The sequence below is a fragment of the Brucella tritici genome, assembly GCF_008932295.1.
Lineage (GTDB): Bacteria > Pseudomonadota > Alphaproteobacteria > Rhizobiales > Rhizobiaceae > Brucella > Brucella tritici.
Window position 1 is genome coordinate 76,357 of sequence record NZ_WBWA01000013.1, and the last position, 23,453, is coordinate 99,809.

Consider the following 23,453-nt stretch of genomic DNA (forward strand, 5'->3'; position numbering starts at 1 on the left):
AATCATGAACATCGCGACCAAAGTTCCATCCGAGGGGGAAACCAAGCAGGCAGCGACACCCAATGCCGCCGCCGGGCCTCAAAGGACCGAAGCCATGAAAGGACGCGTTGACGCCATTGAGGAAGGCCGCCTTTACGGCTGGGCCTTCGATCCTTCCGTTCCAACGGAACGGCTTCTGATCCGCGTCCTGCTGGACGAAAAGCCTATTGCTGAAGCACCTGCCGACAAGGATCGCCCCGACCTGAAGCGCAATGGCATTGGTGATGGCAAACACGCTTTTGAGGTGATGCTGCCGCAATTTGCCGCCGTTCGAGCTGGCGAACTTGTGGTGGTTGCCGCCAATTCGGCTGGCACGGAGCAGAAACTGCGCGTGCCAAAACCCGACGAACAGGCCGCCGAAGCGCTTATCGCCGCGCCCATGACACGCATTCTGGACAAGCTTGACATGCTGATGGCGGCGCAGCGTCAGCTTCAGGTCAACCAACGTTCACTGCAACGTGTTGCGCCAACGCTCGATGCATCCGGCAATGCAGCTCCGGCGGAATTGCTCGATATTGCAAGTTCCGTCGATGGGCTGCGTACCGATCTTCATCAGCGCATGACTGAACTCGACGTGCATATCATGCGTATGGACGGCGTTGTTGCAGGGCTGGAACAGCGCATCGATGACGTTCGCAAGCGCAGCGGCGGGGACCTCAAGTTCCTGTTCTTGCTGGCCGCGGTCTTGACGGGGTTCGTCGCTGGCGCGCTTCTCACGCTTGCGGTCATGCCCTGAGGACGAGCCGCATGGTTCAAGATGAACGCCCCAACACACCAAAAACCGCCTCAAGACAGGTACGCACGCCGGATCGCCCTCCCATGATGATGGAGGGCGAAATGGTCGTCGGCAGCGTGATCGAAGACACGCTGGTGCTGGTACTCGGGATCGGCAGCGCTGCAAGCGATCAGGTAACAGCTTTTCTCAATGGCGATCCTGCCGTGAGTGTGAAGACGAACCTGATCACATGGCCGCTCAAAGAGCCTTCACCCGCTGGAACTCATGGTTTCGTCGCCATTGTGCCAACGGCTGCTTTGCGCCGTGGCACTCTCAAGACGATCATGTTTCAGCACCGCGCAAAAGTCGCTCGCTATAATTTCGCATCGCGCTCTGCTTCCATTGCCGATTTTGTCGCCATGATCAGCGATCTAGCCGGACCGAGTTTGCCAGGCGTCATTGATGAGCTGGTCGAAGGCCTGATTTCTGGCCCTATCAGCCGGAAAAAACTTTCGGCCATCACCGTTCTGCTGCAGGCGGGAGCCCGCTCCGACGGCTGCATCGAACTCATCGGCGGCAGTGATGAAGGCGAGATTTTCGTTCAGGGCTGGGCACAGGATCTGACGCCCGCTGTCACCCGGCTGCTGATCAGCGGCAAAAACCCTTCGCTTGCAGAATGCGCAGTCAGCGTTTTTGCCCGTCCCGACCTGAACGATGAAGCTTCCGGATTTGCAGGCCTTCTGCTTGCCAATGAGCCGGTGGAACCAACTGATATCGAACGGCTTCTGTTTCGCGGGCGAAGGGGCTGGCGTTTTACCGAAGTCTATGACCGCAGGCTGTTGTCTGGTTCGCGTGAAACGCCGGGTCATATTCGGGCAATCCTGCCACGAGTACGAAGCTCGACTGACATTCTGCTGCGCATGCGTTCCGCCGCAAACCGTTTCGATGGCGCTGACACGGTATCCGGCCTCCCCTTTCCTGTCCGGATGGGGTTAGACAATGTCTTTCGGGTCGAAGGCAGCGGCATGCTGGTTTCGGGCTGGCTGCTCGATCCCGACAGCCACGTAGAAAGCGTGAAGCTGCGTCGTCACCGCGGTGAAATCCAGATCGATACAAGCTGGACCCGTATCGACCGGCCCGACGTCACAAGAGAATTCGACAATCAGCCGCCATTCAATGCAGGCCTTGACCCCAGCCGTCACGCCCATGGTTTCGTCGCCTTCGCGCCTGAACTTGCCGGTGACAGCACCTCGCCGTTCTATCTCGAACTTGCGATCAGCGATGGCAGACGCGCGTTCTTTCCATTGACGCCAACCCGCGTCACGTCGCGTGACGCTATCGTACGGCAAATCCGCGCGACCGATCCGAATGCATGGGCGCTGCGCCATATTGTCGACCAGCAACTCGTGCCGCTGCTGCGCGGTGTCAACCGTCCTGCCCCGGAAGTCTTTGGCGTGGTCGATCTCGGGCCTTTCGAAGATGCAATAGGGCCAGCGATCATCATTGGTATCGACGAGCGCGTCGAGGAAATCGAACCTTTGGTGGCACTTCTTGCGCTCGATCCCGAAACCCGTATTGCGCCGATTGTGATCGCGGCTGCGACCGAGATCATCGACCGTATCGGCGTACAAATCAGGCGTCTTGCGGATTTCTACCGGCTGCGTATCCGGCTCGTTTCGGCCACGGGATCGGAAGACCTCTACGATGCGCTGGAAGTCGGCGCCCGCACGGTTTCAACGGATCAGGTCATATTTCTGGCCGGTTCGCTGCTGCCGCGCCGCTCCGGATGGCTGAACAAGCTCGTCAGCGCATATGAAGCGCACAAGGACTGCGTTCTGTCTCCCACCCTTGCCTATGAAGACGACTCAATTCGCTGGGCGGGAACCTGGGTCGCGGGACCACAATCCGGCATGTCGGCGGATCGCGCTCTGATCAGTCGCTATGCCGGTTATCCCATCGACGCCGTTTCAGGAATGTCCTTGACGGAAGTCGCAACGGCTACGTTCGAGTGCTGCATCCTTCCGCGCGAAGCCCTGTTTTCCGTCGGCGGCTTCACGCGCGGTTATCTCGGCACCCATGAAAAGGGACTGGATCTCGGATTGAAACTGAAACAATCGGGCTTGCGCTCCTATTGGTTACCGTCAGCGCAGATGCTGGGAGCAGACGATACATCCGTAACAGACAGGGCATCGACTATCGCGCTCATCGAGCGCATCGATCGGCAAGTCTTCGACGCACGCTGGTCCTCCATTCTCGCTGGCAGACGCAAGGTACAGGCGGAGGAACCTGCATGAGCGACAAACTCCGTGTTCTCGTCATCTCGCACGCTCACCCGTCGATTTCGCTGGGCGGGGGTGAAATCGCTTCCTACAATCTGCACAAGGGTTTGAACAGCATTACCGATGTGCAGTCCGTCTATCTGGCGCGAACCGCCCACCCGATCCCCCGGCATGGCACAACGGCGCTCATGAGCATGCGGCGCGCCAGCGACGAAATCCTGTTCCATGCCGACGAATACGACCACTTCTATCTGTCGAACAAGAACACTGATGAAATCCGCCGTGACCTGCTGCGCTTTGTCCGCGACTTCGACCCGGACATCGTGCATTTCCATCACGTTCTAGGCCTCGGGCTTGAAACGCTCTATGCCATCCGTGAGGCGCTGCCAGACCGCATCATTCTGGTGACGTTTCATGAATTCCTGTCCATCTGCAACAATGATGGCCAGATGGTCAAAGCTGGCACCTCCAAGCTCTGCAATGAGGCGTCCCCTATCGACTGCCATGCCTGCTTCCCGCAAATACCGCCAGCGCGTTTTCTCAAGCGCGAGCGCTTTGTGCGTGGCATGCTGGAACTGGCCGATGCATTCGTGTCGCCGAGCGAGTTCCTTGCCAACCGCTATCTCGAATGGGGCCTCAATCCTGACAAGATGGCGGTCATCGAGAACGGCGTCGCCATCCGCGATGTTACCCCTCCGCGTGAGCTGACCGGCCCGAACCCGCGTCGCAGCCGGTTCGCCTTTTTCGGTCAGATCAACCCGTTCAAGGGGATAGACGTTCTGGTCGATGCCGTATCGCGTGTACCGGAACAGGTCTGGGGTGAGGATTCCCGATTGATGATCTTCGGCGGCAATCTGGAAAAGCAGCCGCCCGCTTTTCAGGAGCGCATGCAGAAGCTGATTGAAGAGGCTGGCCCGCGCGTGCGTTTCTATGGTGCTTACCAGAATGCTGAAATGCCACGCCTCATGCAGTCGGTCGACTGGGTGGTCATGCCTTCGATCTGGTGGGAAAACTCACCCATTGTCATTCAGGAGGCACTGCATCATCGCCGCCCGGTCATCTGCTCGAATATTGGCGGCATGGCCGAGAAAATCCGCGATGGCGAAGACGGCCTGCATTTCCGTGTTCGCAGCGCCGAGGATCTGGCCGACCGCTTTACAGAAGTGCTGAGCGAGCCGAGCATATGGGACAGGTTGCATCATTCCATCCGCAATCCGGTCCACTATGTCGACTGCGCCAGGGAACATCTCGATCTCTATAAGCGACTGCGGGAGTCAAAACCGCGCAGACAGAAACCGGCAGTTACGCAAACTGCTCTTTCTCAGGCAAGCTGAGCCTGGCTTGACCTTAGTGAAACAGAAGGAAGACCGTATGGCACGCGCCCTCGTCATGATCCCTGCGGGAGAAATGTACGATCACGACAATGTCCGCTGGTATCGTCACACCGACGTTCAGGGCAGCATCAATCACTATCACAATATCGGTGATGCCTTCGTTTTCGAGTCGTCGTTGAAGCTGATGAATTACGAAAAGGCTTCCGAACTTCCGATCACCAATTTCTCACCTGAGAAGATCGATCAACTGCGCGAAGAATATGATTATGTGATCCTGCGCGGCTCGAACTATATCAACAAGGATATGAACTGGCGTGACACGATCCCGGTCTTGCAGCGGCTGAAACTGCCGGTCATTGCATTCGGCGTTGGGGCCCAAGCACCGGTCAGAGGGGAAATACAGCTTTCCGAAGAGACCAAGGCGGTCCTGCGCATCATTGCAGATTCCACGACGTCCATCGGTGTGCGCGGCGCTTATACCGCTCAGGTGCTGAACGATATCGGCATCCGCAATGTCCGGATCGTCGGCTGCCCGACCGCATTTCGCCGCAACAACCAGCATTTGCGTATCAAGTTGCCGCCGCTCGAAAACGTTGCCCAGGTCGGTGTTACGGTTCGCCGCGAGGTTTCACCTGCCTATGCGCAAGACATAGAACAATATCTGACCCGTCACCGCGACCTCATCAAATCCATGGCCGCACGCTTCAATGTAACGCTGATGGCGCAGGGCGAAGTCGATGAAAAAAAGATGGTCTTCGGCACCGCGGAGCAGAAGGAGGAGGCCATTGCTGCCCTCAAGAACCATCGTTGGACAGCGGACTGGTATTTCGACGAGACGATAGAAAACCTCTATCGCCATCGTATGTTCTATTCAGATGTCGTTGCTGATTACGAGGAACTGGTGCGCAGGCAACAGCTCGTTCTCGGTTATCGCCTGCATGGTAATCTGATGGCGCTGGCCAATGGCGTACCGTCCATCTATTTCACCTATGACAGCCGCACGGCCGAATTCGCCGAGACCTACAAGATACCAAGCTATGACGTCTTCAGCGACAAGCCTTTCCAACTGGAAGACTATTGGGATCAATCGCTGTTCGATAAATATAACCGGGCATGGTTCGAGACTTATGCCGAGATGAAGCAGTTTCTTGATGAAAATGGTGTCGACAACAAGATGACCGACACCGGACTGCCCATAGCGGAGTTGAAGGTCGCGTAAGATTTAGTTCTTTGGCAGTTGGGCGGAACCCTTGCTCTTCTGCTCTTCTGCCAGAAGCGACCATGCGGCGATGAACATCGCGGCAATCAGGGGCCCGACCACAAATCCGTTGATCCCGATCAATGAAATACCGCCGACAGTGGATATGAGGACGACATAATCCGGCATGCGGGTGCCTTTTCCAACGAGAGGCGGACGCAGAAGATTATCAACTAGTCCGATCACGAATACACCGACGAAAACCAGAATTCCGCCGCTGACCCATTCTCCGCTTGCAAAGAACCACGCCGCTGCCGGTACCCAGACCAGTGCAGCGCCGACTGCTGGCAGCATGGAGAGAAACGTCATCAATACGCCCCAGAGCAAAGCCGCCTCGACGCCCAAGGACCAGAAAGTCACGCCGCCGATCGTACCCTGAATGATGGCAATGATGATATTGCCCTTCACGGTGGCCCGGATGACAGCGATGAACTTTTCCAGAAACTGCCGCGTATAATCATCGTTGAGCGGAATGGCCTGCCTGATCTTGCGCCCAAGATCCACACCGTCGCGGAAAAGGAAGAACAGCAGATAGAGCATGATGCCGAAGCCGATGAAGAATTGCAGCGTGTTCTGGCCGAAGCTGACCAGCTTTCCCGCAAAAAGCTGACTGCCCTGCATAATCGCAGAAGATATACGCGCCCGCCATTCCGCGAAATCGCCCAGCTCGAATCGGGTGAGCCACTCCTCCAGTGAATCCGGCAAGGCGCCCAGAATCCGTGAGATATAGCTGTTCAGATCGAACTCCCGACTGCTCAGGCGTTGATAGAGGGAATTCCCCTCCTGTACCAGCGAGCCGAAAATTGCGAGCATCGGAATGATGACCAAACAGATGCACATCAGCACCGAAAGCAAAGCGGCAATATTCTTTCTGCCACCAAGCAGACGTTCAAGCCGCTGCTGTACCGGCGAGAAAACCACGGCCAGGATAACTGCCCAGAGAACTGCCGAATAATAAGGCAGCAGAAGCCATGCAAAGGCGATAGTGACCAGTGCCAATAAAATATAAAAGCTCGCGCGCTGGACGGACATAATCACCTGCTACAGATTTCCGGGTCAGGAAACCCTGCCCGGAAAACCATTTCAATTCAATAGAGAAGCACAGGCCGAGCGATTCAGGCCGCTTTCAGAGGCGCCAGTTTTTCGTTGGGGAGTGAACGCGCAAGCGTGCTCAGAAGATCGCTTTGCGACACCAAACCGATAATGCGGCGCATTTCGTCGACGACCACGACAGCGTGCGCCAATCCATCGGTCAGGCTGGGCAAAAGGCTCATCGCCGGATCGGCTTGCGAAGCGGTTGGAGCCTCCACGATATAGTTTCTGAAATCATCGCCCGGATGCATCAATTCGCGCAGGCCGACCACGCCTTTCAGGCGGCCATCGAGCCCACGCACTGGCAATGTCATGAGATTATGACGCAGGATCAGCTCGCGCGCCTGGCTCGCCGTTGCGTCTTCATCGATGCTGACGACATCGCGAGACATGATGTCGGCACAGGTCAGGTCACCGTGGGAACGAATGGACACTTCAAGCTCCACCTGCCGCAGCAGACGTCCAAGATCGTTGCGATCGATATCGAAGCTCTCATCCAGAGCAAGCAAGGCGCGATCAATATCTTCCTCGCGGATACCCATCCGGACCGAAGGCGGCAAATCTTCGGTGCTATGCTTGTTTACAGGAACGGCAGCGGCTACGTGCGGATATTTCCGGCGCGACAGTTTGTGGAACAGGATACCAAGGCCAACGAGAAGGCACGAATTCAGCGCAACCGGCACAAGCGGAAACAGCAATCCCCACTTGGCAACTGCGGAACCACCCAGAACTGCAGTCAGCGCCGCTGCGCCGCCGGGCGGATGGAGGCTGCGGGTAACCGACATTGCCGCGATGGCAAGCGCCACGCCAAGGCCGATCGCCAAAGCCGGATCATCAACGAACTGGGTGACGGCCAGCCCCACAAAGGCTGAAATCGTGTTGCCGCCGATGATCGACCATGGTTGGGCCAGCGGACTTGTTGGAACAGCAAAGAGCAGAACGGCCGAAGCGCCGATTGGTGCTACGATCAAAGGCAGATGCGGACCGCTCCCCAGCAACATGCTCGATATGAAACCGGTTAGCGCAATACCGATCAGGGCGCCAAGGCAACCAATCGAACGTTCTCGCAGCGTTGCACCGGCAAGAACCGGCTTGAACAGCCGGAACGCGCGCGACTGGTGTTGTTCTGGATTTCTTTGGGTCATTCCGTCAATCAGGCCGATGATAGGGAAGCTTCAGCGAAAGCCCGTTGAAGCTAAAGACTGTTCTCTTGGGGGTGAGACAATATCCTGCCCTTGCCGGATTCGAACAAGAAAGCAAATCCGTATCCGCGTGTCAGAAGGGAAAAATCGTTCCCCGTTCATCAACTCATCGAGAACAAAGGTCTCAACGCCATCTCAAGCCCGAGAATCATAAGGCCGATCAGAAACCATCGACGGAAGTTTTCCGGTCGGATCTTGCGGCGGCAAGCCTGCCCTATGAACATGCCGACCAGTGAAGGAACGACCGCCAGAACGGACACCAGCAGGAGATCGTGTGAATAGGCCTGCCTGCTAGAAAGCCCGAGCGCAAGTGCGGCGGTGGAGACAGTGAAGGAAAGCCCGAGCGACTGTACGAGATCGTCTTTTCTGAAACCCAGCGATTGCAGATAAGGCACAGCCGGAATGACGAATACTCCCGTTGCACCTGCAATCAAGCCAGTCAACAGCCCGATGGCAGGAGACAGCGAGCGCTCAAGCCTTTCTGGCACCTGCAACTGGCGGGCAAACAACGTATAGCCTGCGTAGATAACAAGCGAGGAACCCAGCATCGATGTGGTGACTGCAATGTTTCCGCCAACCAGAACCGCAGTTCCCGCAATGGTCCCGACTGCAATGGCAATCATCATGCTCCAGAGTCGAAGCATAAGCTGGCCGAAGCTAGGCCCCACCAGAAGTTGCCAAAGATTGGTGATGAAGGACGGAATAATCAGCAGGCTTGCTGCTGCAAGCGGTGATATCAGCGCGCCCAATACGCCCATCGCGACCGTGGGCAGTCCCATTCCCGTCACGCCTTTGACAAAGCCAGCACCGAGGAATGTAACCGCAATCGTCAGGATCAAGGAAAAAGAATAAGTCATGCCCCTGCTATAACGACCTGTTCATCGGACGGAATGCGGAAGTTCCTTATCCAGCCTTCGGCTTTCCCATAGGCAGAATTCGCGCTAACATCGCTTATGCGTTTTGATCTTACCGACCTTCGCCTCTTCCTCGCCGTCGCCGATACCGGTAGCATCACCCATGGTGCGGCTGAAGTCGGACTGTCGCTTCCAGCAGCAAGCGAGCGCCTGCGCGACATGGAGGCGACGGGGCAAGTCTTGCTTCTGGAGCGTGGACGACGCGGCGTTGCCCTTACGGGAGCGGGGGAAGCCCTCGTCCATCATGCAAGGGCAGTGATGCGGCAGATGGCGGACATGCATAGTGAATTGGGTTTGCATGCCAAAGCCATGCGAACAGCCATTCGCGTCGCGGCGAATACCGCTGCCATCACCGAATATCTACCGGTAAGGCTCGCGAGCTGGATGGCTGATAATCCCCGCATTGATGTGGAACTGAAAGAACGGCAGAGCAGCGATATTGCCCGGTCCGTTTTGCGCGGTTTCGTTGAAATCGGCATTCTATCGGATGCCGTAGAAACGACCGGATTGGAACTCGTTCCCTTTGCGACAGATCATCTGATGCTGATCACGGCCAGACATCATCCCTTGGCCGAGCATAAGCGGGTGAGCTTCTCCGATCTTCTGCAGGAACAATTCATCGGCCTTTCCTCTGGCGCTTTGCAGGAACACCTAGAAGTTCAAGCAACACGGCTGGGCGGCAGGCTTAAAATCAGGACGAGGCTCCGCACTTTCGAGGGCGTCGGCAATATGGTTGCTGCCAATGTGGGCATTGCGATCATTCCACAGACGGCTGCACGACGTCTCAGAAAAACACTCCCTATTGCAACGGCAGCAATTGCAGACGCATGGGCAAAAAGAAACCTGGTAATCGCAGTGCGATCTCTGGAAGATTTAACCGCACCTGCAAGAAGCTTTGTCGATCACCTCGCCAAGCAGGTCCGGCCACTCGCGGGCAAAACTGTGCTAGTGGATTGAATTTGACGTTTGATACCCGTCCGATATAGTTCTCGTTTCAAACGTCAAATTCGAAAAATCCACGAGATTCATAAAGTTACTAGTGGTCTTTTTGATTCTGACATTTGCTCGGCGCTCATATCCGAGGGATGCAAATGTCGAAAGCAGACCGCTAGATTAAGCCTCGGTCATAACGTGACCTGCCAGACAATGTGCGTGAACGATTTCGCCGGGCCGTTAAAGCATGATGAGTAAGCTACCCAGACTTTGGTAGTATAAGCGCTTTCATTGAAGCTCGGGCATTGGCAAGCCGTCAGGATACATCTACATTCTTTTCAGAATGCACCGGATAATCATGCCGATTCAAGAGCAACATCGGTGTAAAATCTTTTTATTGCAGTGACTTGATAATATCAAATCAGATTGCCCGAAGCGCCCGAAGAGGTGTGGGGAACTAAATTCAGAATACGGGCCAGCCCGCCACAACATAGTCTGGGAGGACGCTATGATGAAGCTTATCGCCACACTGGCGACAACACTTGCTATTTCCACCGCAGCTTTCACCGCACACGCACAAAACTATCCGGAACGGACGATCACCATGGTCGTGCCTTTCGCCGCAGGCGGGCCGACTGACACCGTGACGCGACTTGTTGCTGAATCCATGTCCAAGGATCTCGGGCAGCAGGTGATCGTCGAGAATGTTGGCGGCGCAGGCGGAACACTCGGTGCGGGGCGCGTCGCCACAGCAGACCCCGATGGTTATACGCTGCTGCTTCACCATATCGGCATGGCTACAAGCGCCACACTCTATCGCAAGCTCGCCTATGACACGCTGAATGCGTTTGAATATGTCGGCCTCGTCACGGAAGTTCCGATGACAATCGTTGCGCGCAAGGACCTTGAACCGACCGACCTCAAGGGACTGATCGAGTATGCCAAGGCCAACAAGGATACCGCAACGGTCGCCAATGCCGGTATCGGCGCGGCATCGCATCTGTGCGGCATGCTGTTCATGAGTGCGATTGAAACTCCGCTCGTCACGGTTCCTTACAAGGGAACAGGCCCGGCCATGACCGATCTGCTCGGCGGGCAGGTCGACATCATGTGCGACCAGACCACAAATACGACGAAGCAGATTCAGGCAGGCACGATCAAGGCTTACGCCGTCACCTCGCCCGAACGCCTGGACGTGCTGAAAGACCTTCCAACCACCAAGGAAGCAGGCCTGGACGGTATGGAAGTGGGTATCTGGCACGGCATATATGCGCCCAAAGGAACCCCGGCAGAAATTACCGAGCGTCTTTCGAAGTCGCTTCAGGTGGCTCTGAAAGACCAGAACGTGGTCGCCCGCTTCGCCGAACTCGGCACAAAGCCGTCACCGGATTCCGATGCAACACCGGCAGCGTTGAAAGCAAAGCTCGAATCCGAGGTCGCACGCTGGAAGCCGGTCATCGAAGCCGCCGGGCAATACGCAGACTGACCGTATCGCAAGCAATCAAGGTGTGTCGTTTGACGCGCCTTGATTGTCGTTTTCCCTTTGTTGCGCATCAAAATCGCAGCCACAGGGATAAGTGACCGACTTCACATGCCGGGCATCCGGTATAGCCCTTTCAACGGCAAATCCGAAAGATGATTGGCCCATGAACGAGCCCTCAAGAAAATTTTCAATCGACCCGACCAACGGATTGTGCGGCGCCCTTCTCGCACTGACCGGCGCTTTTTTCGCCTACCAGTCGCTAGGTCTGGACATCGGCACATCGCTTCGCATGGGACCGGGATATTTCCCGCTTGTCCTGTCGGGTGTCCTGATCCTGCTTGGATTGGTCATTCTCGTCCAGGCCACACATGTATCTGGCGAACCAATGGGGCCGATTGCTTGGCGCGGCCTGTTCTTCATTCTGCCTGCCCCGATATTCTTTGGCCTGACCGTGCGCGGCCTCTGTTTCGTGCCGTCGCTGTTTCTGACCTGCCTCATCGCCTCGTTCGCCTCGATGCGCATGAAACCGCTTGCTGCAATCATTCTAGCTGCTGCAATCACGGTCTTCTCCGTCATTGTGTTCAGTTACGCGCTCGCGCTGCCCTATCAGCGTTTCGGGCCCTGGTGGCCATTCTAAGGGGGCATGAGCATGGAACTTTTCAACAATCTCGCGCTTGGCTTTTCAACCGCATCGACGCTTGCCAATCTTGGGTTCTGCCTCATCGGTGTGCTGCTTGGCACATTGATCGGCGTCCTGCCTGGCATCGGCGCTACGGCCACAATCGCCATGCTTCTTCCGGTCACGTTCCAGATCGGTGATCCGGTTTCTGCACTCATTATGCTCGCTGGCATCTATTACGGTGCCCAGTATGGCGGTTCGACAACCGCAATTCTCATCAACATGCCGGGGGAATCCTCATCCGCCGTGACCGCCATCGACGGCTACCAGATGGCGCGCCAAGGGCGAGCCGGTGCAGCACTTGCAATTGCAGCAATCGGTTCATTTTTCGCCGGCACTGTTTCCACCTTTCTGGTAGCGGTATTCGCTCCGCCGCTGACTGAAATTGCCCTGAAATTCGGCTCTGCTGAATACTTCTCGCTGATGGTCGTCGGGCTGGTGTCGTCTGTGGCGCTTGCTCACGGTTCGATCATCAAGGCACTGGCGATGGTCGTTCTGGGGCTTCTGCTCGGTCTTGTCGGCACGGACATCTACACCGGAGCACCACGATTCACGCTTGGTATTACGGAATATGCCGACGGGCTCAACTTCGTCGCAGTTGCGGTCGGCGTGTTCGGTATCGCCGAAATATTGCGCAATCTTGAAAGCGAGCATACGCGCGAAGTGCTGATGGCGAAAGTCACAGGGCTGATGCCGACGCGCGACGATTTCAAGCGCATGACAGCGCCGATCCTGCGTGGAACCGCCATCGGCTCGGCACTTGGCATCCTGCCGGGTGGTGGAGCCATCCTGGCATCCTTTGCTTCATACACAGTGGAAAAGCGCATCTCCAAAACGCCGGAGGAATTCGGCAGAGGTGCGATTGCAGGCGTTGCAGGACCGGAATCCGCCAATAATGCCGGTGCGCAGACATCCTTCATTCCCATGCTGACGCTTGGAATTCCAGCCAATCCGGTCATGGCATTGATGATCGGCGCCATGATTATTCAAGGCATTGTGCCCGGTCCGAATGTTGCGGCAGAACAGCCTGCGTTGTTCTGGGGCGTGATCGCGTCGATGTGGATCGGCAATCTCATGCTTATCGTCCTGAACCTGCCGTTGATCGGTTTATGGGTGAAGCTCCTGACAGTGCCTTATTATGTGCTGTTCCCCATCATCATGACCTTCTGTTCTATCGGCGTTTATAGCGTCAACTCGAACGTCTACGATCTCTACGCAGTCGCCTTTTTTGGCTTCATCGGCTACCTGCTGGCCAAACTGCGCTGCGAACCGGCTCCTCTGCTGCTTGGTTTCGTTCTCGGCCCGTTGCTGGAGGAACACCTGCGTCGCGCCATGATCCTGTCACGCGGCGACCCGGCAACATTCTTCACCCGGCCAATCAGCGCCGTTCTGCTTGCCATAGCTGCTGCCGTTCTCGTGGTCGTGCTGCTTCCATCGGTACGCAAGAAGCGCGACGAGGTGTTTGTCGAGGAGAGCTAACATAGATTAAGCCAAAAGATGACGATGGAACATTGATATGCTATAGGAGCTAATGGCTTAGCCGGGGGCTTAGATTGTCGTTTGAATCGCCAGCACAGAGGGAGGTGTCATGGCGGACGAACAGCGTCGAAGCATTCGGCAGCGACTGGCTGCCATCGTCATCGCAGGTATCGGCACGGCTGCCGCAAGCGTATTCTCCTACGCAACGGCTATCTATGAAGCAGCCAATCCCGAACCCATGCGCGAGGCGAGCCCCGGCGAGACGGTCGATACCGGGCGCTGGCATGTGGCCGTCACTGAGGCACGCTTCGGCCCTGTTCCGCCAACCGGCGTGAAACCTTACAAACCCAAGAACTACCTCATGGTCGATGTCAGTCTCGACAATCGTTCCGCATCTTCAGCCTATGCGTCGCGAAAGCTTCTGACCCTCGACCCGCCGAACCCAGCTCTGACCGATCCAACTTTCTATATCATCCGCGACAAGTGGATTGCTGGCCGGGTCAATCCCGGCATGCCCGAAAAGCTGACGGCGGCGTGGGAATGGCCGCAAGGCGAAGCTCCGCCCCAGGAAATTCGCCTCCTCATTGGCAGCGAAATCTACAAGAAGCGGGATAATCTCTATGGGGCCTCTACATGGCTCGATCGGGACCCCATCGCCGTCATTCAATTGCCAGTACGTATATCATCCGCCGAGGGCGAAGGATGACAGGCTGGCTCAAGAGCGCCGTCATGTTATGCGTGGCCATCGCCGCGCTTTACGGCATGCAGCATTCAACCCCTTATTACAGCAATATTTTTTCCTCGGTAACCGTTGAAGGAAAGCAGGGAAAGCCAGCAGAAACCAGCCGTTTCGTCGTCGGCATTGTCAATGCCTATCGAACCCGGCAAGTGACGACACCTGGCATCGGGAACACTCATGTTTATGATACGGACGGCGAATGGCTGGTCATCGAAGCGGCTGCGAAAGCAAAGATCGAAAGCCTTGGCCTCGCATCTGTTGAATGGCTTGGGTCGAATGGTATCCGCTATGCCATGAGCAGCCGTCCGACCTATGCACCCGGCATAGTCGGCTCCGAGCGATTGGAGCCAGGAATTCCGCGTCCAATCTTGATGGTGTTTGAATTGCCGCGCGACCAGATCGCAGGCGGAAAGCTGCTGATTGCCGAATCTTCAATGACACCTCTTTCAGAACAGGTGCAGATCAGCATGAATCCCACGGCACAGGACAATGTCAGCCGGTCAATCGCGATCAAACGCATGGGGACCATCATGCCCTGGGAATTGGAGGTCAGCCAATGAGTGAAGCGACCTCTTCAGGCGAGCGGAAGTCGTTCTGGATATGCTTTGCCCTTCTGATTATCGCCCTGCCCCTTGCCGTTTTCGTTCGTTCCGACGGCGGTTTACTACGATGGATAGAGCAGAAGCTGCAAGAGCCGGTTATCGTGCCCCGTGGCGATGTGCAGGCTTATGGAGGCGGCAACTGGAAACTGGTCGCGCTGGACAGGTTTCCGGGCACATTGCCGGAAACAAACATTGTGCTCGCTGAAATCGAAGTGACTATTCAGGATGCCGAACAATTAAAACAGATGATACCCTGTTTCATGACCGTGACGGACACTGAGGACCGCCGCTGGTCGACATTATATGTATCCAACCAAACAATCCAGAAACTGAAACCGGAAGCCGCCGACAAGCCGAAATGTTACGATCTGGCCAATGAAAACGGCAGCGCCCCAGTTCGTATCGTCGAGAGCTTTCTTGTACCTGCAGATGCTGGAGAGCTTTCGCTATTGCTCACTATGCTTGGGAAACAACCTGAGCATCTGGTTCTGAAATAGCCCTGCTCTTCTGGCTTACCAACGCATATTCGAGAACTGCGGCCAGAAGCGCAATACGTATTGCATCAAGCAGAATGCCGCCATCAAGCTCCGTCGGGCTGCCGATAAAAATAACCAGAACATTGGCAATACGTTGCCAGATTTCGATATCGTATGGTCCGAGATAATGGGTCGTGCTGTACCAGATCCACGCACCGATCCAGCTTATCGCACGATAAAGAACGACAAACGACAGCAGGGTTCCGAGCCCCGCCCCGGCGACCAGTTTCAGGCAGGTCCAGACGGGCCGGTAACGGCTGCGATAACCGCCCAGATAATGCGCGGCGAAGTCGCTCAGCCACTTCCGGAAGGTTGTTCCGCGAGATGGGGCTGGCGGCACAGGCGCTTTCTTGGCGGACAGATCATAGCCGTAGATGATAGCGGCCATAACCAGCCAGACCATCGGCAAGAGCGCGTAGAAGAACAGATTTTGCGCCTGTACCCAGAAGCTCGGTTGCTGGAACTCCACAGGCACGAAATTTTCGGCGGCGTATGCGCTCATCGAAAACCATGCCGCACTGACATCGAAACTGTCGAGCAGAGACCCGGCCCCGATCCAATGAATGAGATCGTCTTTCCACTTGTCGAGTGCAAACAGACCGATGAATATCCAGCTTGCATCCGCAGCGACAATGAGCAGTCGCAACCATGGCGATTGAACTTTTTCATTGGCGCGTTTGGCAATCCAGCGGATCAGCCAGCAGACGAAAATTGCCGCTATCAGGCTGCCGGAGCGCACCAGGTCGAATATGTGCATCTTCTCGCCAAAGGCAGTGCGCTCAAAAGCAAGCCGGGAATATTCGCGAACCGTATCGCCGAGAAAACCCCATGCGGCGTAATAGGCGAAGAACGGCAAGATGACAGCCGCCGTCACCATCAGCATGCGGTCTGCCCTGCGATTGTCGGGCGAAGATGCGGTATCTCCTACGGTCGCCGTCTGACGCAACGAAGCGAGCGCAGGTAATCCAGGCCGCAGCGTGGCGAACATCGTCACCACCACAAGCAACTTGACCAGCACGACCAGCGAAAGAACGACCATTCCGGCGAGCGGAAAATATCCGCCCGCGCTCACCGCAGCATCGAGCAGCAGGTCGCGCGCGATATAGCCCAGCGTACCGATAAGCAACAGCTGGGGCCAGAACCGAGCCAGAAGACGGGCTGTCAGAGCGAGCAGACCGCCGATATCCTTGAGCATCGTCATGGCCGCAATTTAGCAAGCTGATTGGTAGGGCTCAATATATTTTATTTGCCTAATATATAGACCGACACTCATCCGCGCCGCGTGCCGGAAGATACAATGTCGAGATAGACGGCAAGAACAAGAATGCTGCCCTTGATGATCTGCTGCCAGAACGTATCGACACCGAGCATGGACATGCCGTTATCGAGGCTCGACATGATGAGCGCGCCGACCAGTGCGCCAAGCACCGAGCCAACCCCGCCGCGCATAGAGGTGCCGCCGATAAAGCATGACGCAATGGCGTCGAGCTCGCCGCCCATGCCCGCCGAAGGCGTGCCCGCTGCGAGGCGCGAGGTTGTTGTCAGACCAGCCACCGCCGCCATCAGTCCCATCAGAGCGAAGACCGCCATCTTGACGAAATTGACGTTCACGCCGGAAAAGCGTGTCGCTTCTGTGTTGGAGCCGACCGCATAGATGTGACGACCGAACACGGTCTGTTTTGCGATCACGGTGAAGACACCGAGGATCACCAGCAGGATCAAGACCGGAACCGGCACACCCTGATAGCTGTTGAGGATCAGGATGAAGCCAAGGATCAGGACACCGATACCCAGAAGCCTTGCGACTTCCATCCCGGAAGTAAGCGTCTGGAGATTGTGCTTGCGCTTGCTGGCCCGCGTGCGCAGCGTCATCAGGATCAGCACACCGAACAGCGCAATGGCGCAGAGATTGCCAAGCCAGCCCGGTAGATAACCCTGCCCGATATATTTGAACTCCGGCGAGATCGGCGCAATGGTGACGCCACCCATGATGCCAAGCACGATACCGCGAAACACAAGCTGGCCGCCAAGCGTGACGATGAAGGACGGTATGCCGAGATAGGCAGTCAGCCAGCCGTTAAAGGCGCCAAGCGCCACACCGAGAACCAGAACCGTGCTGATCGTCGCCCATAATGGCCATCCGTAGATCACGTCGAGGACAGCGGCGACGCCGCCCAAAAGCCCTAACAGCGCGCCGACCGAAAGATCGATTTCGCCAGCAACGATGACGAAAACCATCGCAGATGCGAGCATTCCGGTAATGGCCATCTGGCGCAGGAGATTGGAGAAGTTGCGTGCAGTCAGGAACTGCGAACGCCCCATCTCGGGATCATAGGTGAGGATCGCAAATAATGCCCAGATGAGCGCAACCACTATCAGCAGCGCGACAATCTTATAATCCGCCAGAAACTTCCGAAGGCTTTTGCCCGTCAATGTCATATCATGCACCGGTCAAATTTGAGCATTTCCAGCAAAGATGTGAAACGGTTTTGCATAAGGAAAATGCGTGAAAACAAAGAGTTATTCGAGGATCAGGCCGCATTGGTTGTCGGTTTGCCGATTGCGGCGGCAAGCACCTTCTCCTGGGTAAGATTTTCATTGGGGAAATCACCACGCAGCCTGCCCTCGCCGATCACGAGAACACGGTCGCTGATGCCGAGAACTTCCGGCATTTCGGAAGAGACCATCAGCACTGCGACACCCTGTTTCGCGAGCGCGAAGATCAGTTTGTAGATTTCATATTTCGCGCCGACATCGACGCCCCGCGTCGGCTCGTCCAGAATGAGCACCTTGGGGTCCGGCAGCATCATCTTCGACAGCACCGCCTTCTGCTGGTTTCCACCGGACAAGGATGCGATTTCCAGCATTGGATCGGCCGTCTTCACCTTGAGGCGCAGAATTTCGCGCTGGATCGTGGCCAGTTCCGCTTCCTTGTCGAGCAATCCGCGCAAGGAGAACCGATCCAGCACCGAGACCGTCATATTATAGCCCACCGGCATGATCGGCAGGATGCCATCCTTCTTGCGGTCCTCCGGCACCATGCAGATGCCTTGTCGAACCGCATCGCGCGGTGTGCGGATTTTCAGTTCCCGGCCTTCCAGAAAGACCTGCCCCTCATGCGCTCCGGGCCAGACGCCGAACAGGCTGGACACCAGTTCCGTCCGCCCCGCGCCCACAAGCCCGGCAATGCCGAGGATTTCCCCGCGCCGAAGCGCAAACGAGACATTGTCGACCACCTTGCGATCGGGATTGGTCACATCCCAGCAATCGATGTTGCGCGCCTCGAAAATGACCTCGCCAATATCGTGCGGCTCGCGCGGAAACAGGTTCTTCATCTCGCGCCCCACCATCATGGTGATGATGGCTGGCGTGGTGAGTTCCGCCATCGGCTTGGTCGCTATATGCGTTCCGTCGCGAATGACCGTCACCGTGTCGGAAATTTCGGCCACTTCATCCAGCTTGTGGGAGATATAGACGCAGGCCATGCCTTGCGCCTTGAAGTCCTTGATGAGATCGAGAAGGACGCGCGTTTCGGATGCCGTCAGCGCCGATGTCGGTTCATCCAGAATGAGCAGCTTCGCATTCTTGTTGATCGCCTTTGCGATCTCGATCAGTTGCTGCTTGCCGCCCGGATAATGATAGACCGGAAGCGCGACATTGATGTCATGGATATTGAGGCGCGCCAGAAGTTCCGTCGCACGCGCATTCATCTGGTCATAATCGATGAAACCGCCGCTTGTCGGCTCCGATCCCAGAAAGATGTTTTCCGCAACCGAAAGATGCGGCACCATCATAAGTTCCTGATGGATGATGACGATACCCGCGGCTTCCGTATCACGGATGCCCGTCGCCTTCAGTTCCTGACCTTCCCAGAAAATTTCCCCGGTCCAGGTGCCATGGGGATAAACGCCGGAAAGCACTTTCATCAACGTGGATTTGCCCGCGCCATTCTCACCGCAAAGGCCGACACACTCGCCCGCGCGCACTTTCAGGTAGATACCGTCAAGCGCTTTCACGCCGTTGAAGTCCTTACCTATATTGCGCATTTCTAGAAGATATTCGGACATCGCATATGACCTTGCAGTAACACAGCAGAATGAGCCGCCCGGTTTCAAACCACACCATTTTCTGGCGGAAATAGTCCGGACAACGCTGTCAAAGACAGCATCGACAACTCGGTGGGGCCAGAAGCTGGATCATGGTTTCCAGACTTCCGGCCCCACTATTCACACAGGCTTAAATCGCCGGAACCAATTCCGGCGATACCCATCGGAAAGGCTTACTTCCCGTAGATCTGCTCCTTGGTGTAGAAGCCGTCCTGAACGTAGATGTCGATATTGTCCTTGGTCACGGCAGTCGGCGTCAGCAGAAGCGTGTCGACCTGCTTGCCACCGTTGTCGAGCTTGGAATTGAATTCAGGCTTTTCGCCCTTGACCATCTGGACGGTCAGCTTGGCAGCTTCCGAAGCAATAAGTTTCAGCGGCTTGTAGACCGTCACGGTCTGCGTACCGTCGATCAAACGCTTGACGGCGGCAAGGTCGCTGTCCTGTCCGGAAACGGCAGTCTTTCCAGCCAGCCCCTGTGCGGCAAGTGCCTGAATAGCGCCACCGGCGGTGCCGTCGTTCGAAGCGACAACCGCATCGATCTTGTTCTGCGCAGCCGTCAGAGCGTTTTCCATGATGGAGAGCGCTTCAGTCGGGCTCCATTCCTTCACCCATTGCGAGCCAATGACCTTCACCTTACCGGAATCGACAGCTTCCTTGAGCGCCTTTTCCTGACCGGCCCGGAGAAGCTTGGCGTTGTTATCCGTCGGCGAGCCGCCAAGGAGATAATAATTGCCTTCCGGCTTGGCCTTCAGGACGGCTTCCGCCTGCATGAAACCGACGCGCTCATTGTCGAACGAGATATAGGCATCAATATCCGCATTGAGGATCAGACGATCATAGGACAAAACCTTGATGCCGGATGCCTTGGCATCAGCCACAACTGCGTCGAAGACCTTGGAGTTCATCGGCACGATGACGATGGCGTCAACGCCCTGCGCAATCAGGTTTTCAACCTGCTTGACCTGCTTTTCCTCGTTACCGTCAGCCGACTGCACATTGACCTTGGCGCCCAGCTTTTCTGCAGCCTCAATGAAATAATCGCGGTCACGCGCCCAGCGCTCGACGCGAAGATCGTCGATGGAAAAGCCGATGACCGGATTTTCCGGCGAAGCATAGACCGGCGTGGACGCCATGGCGCCAATGCCCAAAGCTGCGGCAACCAGCGCGCCGGTCAGAAAATTACGACGTTTCATGCAAATCTCCTCCAAACAACACCGGCTTGCTACCGGCTGATACTAATCCGCGCCCCCGAACGTATTCCGCCCCCGGAGTTTGGCACGACAAAACAGCCCACTTTGGAGCTGCTTATTCCTTGAATGGCTGATCCTCCCAAAGGCGTTCTACGCCAAGATCACTCCATCGGGACAGCATGCAAAAGGCACACCGCCCCATCCTCGGAGACCATTGATACGTGAAGAAAAATGAATAGCAAGCATTTTTTGATTTACGTACCTCATTTTTGATCTTATGGTCCGCGTCGAGGAGCGAGGATGAAACCTACAGTCCATGATATAGCCAGAACAGCGGGCGTCAGTCTCGCCACGGTAGACCGTGTGCTGAACGAACGTCCGGGTGTGAGAGCGAAGACGCGCGACCGAGTTATGGCCGCAATGAACACGCTCGGCTATGTGCGCGATGTGGGTGCTGCCAACCTCGCGCGCGGCAAGCTTTATCAGTTCGATTTTATTTTGCCGGACAATGAAAATACCTTCATGCTGAGCCTGCGCGCGGAACTGCAATCCGCGACTGAACGGGCTTTGGCCGAGCGCGTGCTGGTCAATGTCGTGCTTGTCCCCGCCTTCGATGAGGCAGCCCTTGTCGCAGCGCTGGACGATTGCGCCACGCGCAAGCCTGACGGCGTTGCATTTGTGGCGGTCGACACCGATCCTGTACGTGAAGCCTGCGCCCGATTGGATGAACAAGGCATTCACGCCGTCACGCTCGTATCCGATCTCGGACAATCAACGCGAACGCATTATGTCGGCGTCGACAATGGTGCAGCCGGGCGCACGGCAGCGCGGCTTCTGGGGCTTTTCGCGAATGGGACAGAAGGCGCGCTAGCGGTCGTCGCCGGTTCGTTGAAGGTTCGCGATCATCGGGAACGTTTCGACGGTTTTACGGCGGCCATGAAAGCAGACTTTCCGGGCCGCGAGATATTGCCTGTTCTGGAAGGCTTCGATGAAGGCCCGCGTGTGGAAAACCTTGTCGACAAGCTGCTTGACGAGCGTAGTGACATCGCGGGAATTTACAGTCTTGGTGCTGGCAATAGCGGTCTGGTGAAGGCACTCGCCAAACACAGCTCCTATCGACCGCTCGTCATCGCGCATGAACGCGATAACGTGACCTCGAAAGCACTGACAGACGGCATCATCCATGCGGTGCTGGCGCAGGATGCAGGCCATGAAATCCGCAGCGCCATCCGGGTTCTCAAAGCATCTGCGGATCGTCTGGCCATTGTTCCGGGACAGGAACACATCCGCATCGAAATTTTCCTTAAAGACAACCTGCCGCATTTCGTTTGATGCGCGGGCAACAATGCCTTTCCAACAGGAGCAAATATGTATCTCGGGCTCGATCTAGGAACATCCGGTGTCAAGGCGCTGTTGATCGACGACGCGCAGACAGTGATCGGTTCGGCCCATGGTGAACTGGATGTTTCCCGTCCCCATCCGGGCTGGAGTGAACAGGAGCCGGCACATTGGATCGAGGCTTGTCGCACTGCAATCGATGGCTTGCGCACTGCCCACCCAAAGGAGTTTTCAGCTATTGCCGGTATTGGCCTTTCTGGCCAGATGCATGGCGCTACCCTGCTGGACGAACAGGATCAGGTTTTGCGTCCCTGCATCCTCTGGAACGATACGCGCAGCTATCGCGAAGCGGCGAAGCTCGATGCCGATCCGGCTTTTCGCGCCATCACCGGCAATATTGTCTTTCCCGGTTTTACCGCACCAAAGCTGGTTTGGGTTGCCAATAATGAACCGGAGATTTTTGCGCGCATCCGCAAGGTGCTGTTGCCGAAGGACTACCTTCGCCTCTGGCTGACCGGTGAATATGTCTCCGATATGTCGGATTCAGCAGGCACGAGCTGGCTCGATACCGGTGCACGCCGCTGGTCTCAAGAACTGCTGGACAAGACTGGTCTCGATGAAAACCAGATGCCGCGTCTTGCCGAAGGCACGGACGCAACCGGACGGCTGCGAGCTGAACTTGCCGCAGAATGGGGCATTGCCGGTCAGCCGGTCGTGGCGGGGGGCGCTGGCGACAACGCGGCTTCCGCCTGCGGTATGGGCACGGTCAAGCCCGGCCATGCCTTCGTTTCGCTCGGCACATCAGGCGTGCTCTTTGCAGCAAACGGCGCCTATCAGCCAAAGCCTGAAAGTGCAGTTCATGCCTTCTGCCACGCCCTGCCGGACACCTGGCACCAGATGGGTGTCATCCTGTCCGCGGCAAGCGCACTCGACTGGTATGCACGGCTTGTCGGCAAAACGGCACATGAGCTTGATAGGGAGCTCGGCGACACGGTGAATGCACCGGGCAGCGCGACATTCCTGCCTTATCTTTCCGGCGAACGCACCCCGTATAATGATGCGAAGATACGCGGCGTGTTTTCAGGTCTGGAACATGAATCCGATCAGCGTGCATTGACGCAAGCCGTTCTGGAAGGCGTTGCCTTTGCGATCCGCGACAATCTCGCCGCGCTGCAATCGGCTGGTACAGATATCAAGTCGCTTACCGCCGTCGGCGGCGGCTCGCGTTCCACTTATTGGCTGAAGGCAATCGCGACCGCGTTGAATGTACCGATTGCCTTGCCGGAAGAAGGCGACTTCGGCGGCGCTTTTGGCGCCGCGCGACTGGGTCTCATTGCGGCCACCGGCGCTGATCCATTTGCCGTCTGCACGCCGCCGCGCACGGAACGCACGATAGAGCCGGAAGCCGCCCTGCTCCCGGCCTATGAGGAAGCCTATCAGCGTTATCACGCCCTTTATCCGGCACTTCACGCCCTCGCCGGTTAGTGACGCTGCCGCAAACAACCAGACATGACGACATTCGAACGGGAGGACAC

General features: G+C 56.6%; 20 protein-coding genes. 13 read left to right on the top strand and 7 right to left on the bottom strand.

Annotated features, from left to right (window positions below):
* Positions 1–4: 4 nt before the first annotated feature.
* From F9K91_RS14595 to F9K91_RS14610, 4 genes are read left to right on the top strand one after another with little or no spacing between them, the layout of a single operon-like run.
* The gene (locus F9K91_RS14595; RefSeq protein WP_151678055.1) at positions 5–775 is read left to right on the top strand and encodes a hypothetical protein; all 771 of its coding nucleotides are present in this window, start codon (positions 5–7) and stop codon (positions 773–775) included.
* 11 nt (positions 776–786) lie between these two features.
* Positions 787–3,048 (top strand): glycosyltransferase family 2 protein, encoded by a 2,262-nt coding sequence (locus tag F9K91_RS14600; RefSeq protein ID WP_151678056.1) that lies wholly within the window; start codon positions 787–789, stop codon positions 3,046–3,048.
* Positions 3,045–4,367 (top strand): glycosyltransferase family 4 protein, encoded by a 1,323-nt coding sequence (locus F9K91_RS14605; protein WP_151555832.1) that lies wholly within the window; start codon positions 3,045–3,047, stop codon positions 4,365–4,367. Before F9K91_RS14600 ends, F9K91_RS14605 begins: the two co-directional genes overlap by 4 nt.
* Positions 4,368–4,404: 37 nt before the next feature.
* Positions 4,405–5,586: a polysaccharide pyruvyl transferase family protein gene (locus F9K91_RS14610; RefSeq protein ID WP_151678057.1), complete on the top strand. Its 1,182-nt coding sequence runs from the start codon at positions 4,405–4,407 to the stop codon at positions 5,584–5,586.
* A gap of 3 nt (positions 5,587–5,589) precedes the next feature.
* Here F9K91_RS14610 and F9K91_RS14615 read toward each other — a convergent pair whose 3' ends face one another.
* The 3 genes from F9K91_RS14615 to F9K91_RS14625 form a co-directional block, all read right to left on the bottom strand.
* Positions 5,590–6,657: an AI-2E family transporter gene (locus tag F9K91_RS14615; RefSeq protein ID WP_151555834.1), complete on the bottom strand. Its 1,068-nt coding sequence runs from the start codon at positions 6,655–6,657 to the stop codon at positions 5,590–5,592.
* 83 nt (positions 6,658–6,740) lie between these two features.
* On the bottom strand, positions 6,741–7,862 hold the full coding sequence (locus F9K91_RS14620) for an HPP family protein (RefSeq protein ID WP_151678058.1): 1,122 nt from the start codon (positions 7,860–7,862) through the stop codon (positions 6,741–6,743).
* Positions 7,863–8,020: 158 nt separating this feature from the next.
* On the bottom strand, positions 8,021–8,776 hold the full coding sequence (locus F9K91_RS14625) for a sulfite exporter TauE/SafE family protein (RefSeq protein WP_151678059.1): 756 nt from the start codon (positions 8,774–8,776) through the stop codon (positions 8,021–8,023).
* Between the two features lie 96 nt (positions 8,777–8,872).
* Here F9K91_RS14625 and F9K91_RS14630 point away from each other — a divergent pair, with 96 nt between their 5' ends.
* The 7 genes from F9K91_RS14630 to F9K91_RS14660 all read left to right on the top strand — a co-directional run bounded on the left by F9K91_RS14630 (position 8,873) and on the right by F9K91_RS14660 (position 15,245).
* On the top strand, positions 8,873–9,790 hold the full coding sequence (locus F9K91_RS14630; RefSeq protein ID WP_151651564.1) for a LysR family transcriptional regulator: 918 nt from the start codon (positions 8,873–8,875) through the stop codon (positions 9,788–9,790).
* 484 nt (positions 9,791–10,274) lie between these two features.
* Positions 10,275–11,252 carry a tripartite tricarboxylate transporter substrate-binding protein gene (locus F9K91_RS14635; protein WP_167522218.1) on the top strand — a complete coding sequence of 326 codons (978 nt, stop codon included), beginning with the start codon at positions 10,275–10,277 and terminating at the stop codon, positions 11,250–11,252.
* 160 nt (positions 11,253–11,412) lie between these two features.
* Positions 11,413–11,886 carry a tripartite tricarboxylate transporter TctB family protein gene (locus tag F9K91_RS14640; protein ID WP_151678060.1) on the top strand — a complete coding sequence of 158 codons (474 nt, stop codon included), beginning with the start codon at positions 11,413–11,415 and terminating at the stop codon, positions 11,884–11,886.
* Positions 11,887–11,898: 12 nt separating this feature from the next.
* Positions 11,899–13,407 carry a tripartite tricarboxylate transporter permease gene (locus F9K91_RS14645; RefSeq protein ID WP_151555872.1) on the top strand — a complete coding sequence of 503 codons (1,509 nt, stop codon included), beginning with the start codon at positions 11,899–11,901 and terminating at the stop codon, positions 13,405–13,407.
* A 109-nt stretch (positions 13,408–13,516) separates the two neighbouring features.
* Positions 13,517–14,113: a hypothetical protein gene (locus F9K91_RS14650; protein WP_151678061.1), complete on the top strand. Its 597-nt coding sequence runs from the start codon at positions 13,517–13,519 to the stop codon at positions 14,111–14,113.
* Positions 14,110–14,706: a hypothetical protein gene (locus F9K91_RS14655; protein WP_151678062.1), complete on the top strand. Its 597-nt coding sequence runs from the start codon at positions 14,110–14,112 to the stop codon at positions 14,704–14,706. Before F9K91_RS14650 ends, F9K91_RS14655 begins: the two co-directional genes overlap by 4 nt.
* The gene (locus tag F9K91_RS14660) at positions 14,703–15,245 is read left to right on the top strand and encodes a hypothetical protein (RefSeq protein WP_151555841.1); all 543 of its coding nucleotides are present in this window, start codon (positions 14,703–14,705) and stop codon (positions 15,243–15,245) included. The genes F9K91_RS14655 and F9K91_RS14660 overlap by 4 nt, the downstream gene beginning before the upstream one ends.
* On the opposite strand, the gene F9K91_RS14665 is transcribed toward F9K91_RS14660, so the two are convergent.
* From F9K91_RS14665 to xylF, 4 genes are all read right to left on the bottom strand, one after another.
* Positions 15,205–16,485: a hypothetical protein gene (locus F9K91_RS14665; RefSeq protein WP_151678063.1), complete on the bottom strand. Its 1,281-nt coding sequence runs from the start codon at positions 16,483–16,485 to the stop codon at positions 15,205–15,207. The genes F9K91_RS14660 and F9K91_RS14665 overlap by 41 nt on opposite strands.
* 68 nt (positions 16,486–16,553) lie before the next feature.
* On the bottom strand, positions 16,554–17,723 hold the full coding sequence (locus F9K91_RS14670) for a sugar ABC transporter permease (protein WP_151555843.1): 1,170 nt from the start codon (positions 17,721–17,723) through the stop codon (positions 16,554–16,556).
* A 92-nt stretch (positions 17,724–17,815) separates the two neighbouring features.
* Positions 17,816–19,351, bottom strand: coding sequence for a xylose ABC transporter ATP-binding protein (locus F9K91_RS14675; RefSeq protein WP_151678064.1), 1,536 nt, complete (start codon positions 19,349–19,351; stop codon positions 17,816–17,818).
* Positions 19,352–19,563: 212 nt separating this feature from the next.
* Complete coding sequence (gene xylF, locus F9K91_RS14680) at positions 19,564–20,583, bottom strand: D-xylose ABC transporter substrate-binding protein (protein ID WP_061347830.1); 1,020 nt, start codon at positions 20,581–20,583, stop codon at positions 19,564–19,566.
* Positions 20,584–20,880: 297 nt separating this feature from the next.
* Here xylF and F9K91_RS14685 point away from each other — a divergent pair, with 297 nt between their 5' ends.
* Together F9K91_RS14685 and xylB are read left to right on the top strand one after the other, a co-directional pair.
* Positions 20,881–21,912 (top strand): LacI family DNA-binding transcriptional regulator, encoded by a 1,032-nt coding sequence (locus F9K91_RS14685; protein ID WP_151678065.1) that lies wholly within the window; start codon positions 20,881–20,883, stop codon positions 21,910–21,912.
* A gap of 36 nt (positions 21,913–21,948) precedes the next feature.
* Complete coding sequence (gene xylB, locus F9K91_RS14690) at positions 21,949–23,403, top strand: xylulokinase (RefSeq protein WP_151651570.1); 1,455 nt, start codon at positions 21,949–21,951, stop codon at positions 23,401–23,403.
* Positions 23,404–23,453 lie beyond the last annotated feature (50 nt).

What these genes read in the sequence shown, in the direction of transcription:
- F9K91_RS14665 (WP_151678063.1), bottom strand. Translation starts at nt 16,485, where the DNA reads ATGACGATGCTCAAGGATATCGGCGGTCTGCTCGCTCTGACAGCCCGT.
- F9K91_RS14615 (WP_151555834.1), bottom strand. Translation starts at nt 6,657, where the DNA reads ATGTCCGTCCAGCGCGCGAGCTTTTATATTTTATTGGCACTGGTCACT.
- F9K91_RS14685 (WP_151678065.1), top strand. Translation starts at nt 20,881, where the DNA reads ATGAAACCTACAGTCCATGATATAGCCAGAACAGCGGGCGTCAGTCTC.
- F9K91_RS14660 (WP_151555841.1), top strand. Translation starts at nt 14,703, where the DNA reads ATGAGTGAAGCGACCTCTTCAGGCGAGCGGAAGTCGTTCTGGATATGC.
- F9K91_RS14635 (WP_167522218.1), top strand. Translation starts at nt 10,275, where the DNA reads ATGATGAAGCTTATCGCCACACTGGCGACAACACTTGCTATTTCCACC.
- F9K91_RS14640 (WP_151678060.1), top strand. Translation starts at nt 11,413, where the DNA reads ATGAACGAGCCCTCAAGAAAATTTTCAATCGACCCGACCAACGGATTG.
- F9K91_RS14650 (WP_151678061.1), top strand. Translation starts at nt 13,517, where the DNA reads ATGGCGGACGAACAGCGTCGAAGCATTCGGCAGCGACTGGCTGCCATC.
- F9K91_RS14610 (WP_151678057.1), top strand. Translation starts at nt 4,405, where the DNA reads ATGGCACGCGCCCTCGTCATGATCCCTGCGGGAGAAATGTACGATCAC.
- xylB (WP_151651570.1), top strand. Translation starts at nt 21,949, where the DNA reads ATGTATCTCGGGCTCGATCTAGGAACATCCGGTGTCAAGGCGCTGTTG.
- F9K91_RS14670 (WP_151555843.1), bottom strand. Translation starts at nt 17,723, where the DNA reads ATGACATTGACGGGCAAAAGCCTTCGGAAGTTTCTGGCGGATTATAAG.
- F9K91_RS14605 (WP_151555832.1), top strand. Translation starts at nt 3,045, where the DNA reads ATGAGCGACAAACTCCGTGTTCTCGTCATCTCGCACGCTCACCCGTCG.
- F9K91_RS14630 (WP_151651564.1), top strand. Translation starts at nt 8,873, where the DNA reads ATGCGTTTTGATCTTACCGACCTTCGCCTCTTCCTCGCCGTCGCCGAT.
- F9K91_RS14625 (WP_151678059.1), bottom strand. Translation starts at nt 8,776, where the DNA reads ATGACTTATTCTTTTTCCTTGATCCTGACGATTGCGGTTACATTCCTC.
- xylF (WP_061347830.1), bottom strand. Translation starts at nt 20,583, where the DNA reads ATGAAACGTCGTAATTTTCTGACCGGCGCGCTGGTTGCCGCAGCTTTG.
- F9K91_RS14600 (WP_151678056.1), top strand. Translation starts at nt 787, where the DNA reads ATGGTTCAAGATGAACGCCCCAACACACCAAAAACCGCCTCAAGACAG.
- F9K91_RS14655 (WP_151678062.1), top strand. Translation starts at nt 14,110, where the DNA reads ATGACAGGCTGGCTCAAGAGCGCCGTCATGTTATGCGTGGCCATCGCC.
- F9K91_RS14675 (WP_151678064.1), bottom strand. Translation starts at nt 19,351, where the DNA reads ATGTCCGAATATCTTCTAGAAATGCGCAATATAGGTAAGGACTTCAAC.
- F9K91_RS14620 (WP_151678058.1), bottom strand. Translation starts at nt 7,862, where the DNA reads ATGACCCAAAGAAATCCAGAACAACACCAGTCGCGCGCGTTCCGGCTG.
- F9K91_RS14595 (WP_151678055.1), top strand. Translation starts at nt 5, where the DNA reads ATGAACATCGCGACCAAAGTTCCATCCGAGGGGGAAACCAAGCAGGCA.
- F9K91_RS14645 (WP_151555872.1), top strand. Translation starts at nt 11,899, where the DNA reads ATGGAACTTTTCAACAATCTCGCGCTTGGCTTTTCAACCGCATCGACG.